At 42.2% G+C, this 761-nt stretch carries 1 tRNA gene and 1 rRNA gene; both read right to left on the minus strand.

Going from position 1 to position 761, the window contains the following annotated elements:
- Positions 1–251 (minus strand): 23S ribosomal RNA (locus B0X80_RS20260); the annotation flags it as partial.
- Positions 252–660: 409 nt separating this feature from the next.
- Positions 661–736, minus strand: a tRNA-Ala gene (locus tag B0X80_RS20265).
- Positions 737–761: the final 25 nt, after the last annotated feature.

Genomic DNA, 761 nt, shown 5'->3' on the forward strand with positions numbered 1-761 from the left:
TCGCCGCTACTAACGAAATCTCGGTTGATTTCTTTTCCTCGGGGTACTTAGATGTTTCAGTTCTCCCGGTTCGCCTCGCTACCCTATGTATTCAGGTAGCGATACCCAACTTACGTTGGGTGGGTTTCCCCATTCGGATATCTTTGGCTATAACGGTTTTTATCACCTCACCAAAGCTTTTCGCAGATTAACACGTCCTTCATCGCCTCTAACTGCCAAGGCATCCACCACATACGCTTAGTCACTTAACCATACAACCCTAAATAGTCTTCTCTATAAATAGAGTCGAAATCCAGTACAAGAAGGTGACAAAACCTTCTCAATTGTAAAGTCTGACATTTTCACGCACACATTGTGTGTCTTGAATAAGAGTTGATATATTCTTACGAATATATCGGGTTGATAGCGTCTCCGAGGAGGAGCCACTATCACCATCATTACTTCCCGATAAAAGAAGTAACAATAGCTTGGTATTTACAATTATGTATAAGAACGCGCGACACGCCTTACACCTCATAAATACCGGTATTTATATCAGCTTTCCAGATTGTTAAAGAACTTAATCTCAGCTCGCATTCGGCTAAAATTTTGGTTTAAAAAACCAAACTTAATGTGTTCACTTAGAACAAGTTAAGTTTGGTCTCTTTCTTTGAGAAGAAGTGGTGGAGCTAAGCAGGATCGAACTGCTGACCTCCTGCGTGCAAGGCAGGCGCTCTCCCAGCTGAGCTATAGCCCCATATTTTTTATGAGGTGTGCACTTC

It is taken from the genome of Pseudocolwellia agarivorans, assembly GCF_002000085.1.
Classification (GTDB): domain Bacteria; phylum Pseudomonadota; class Gammaproteobacteria; order Enterobacterales; family Alteromonadaceae; genus Pseudocolwellia; species Pseudocolwellia agarivorans.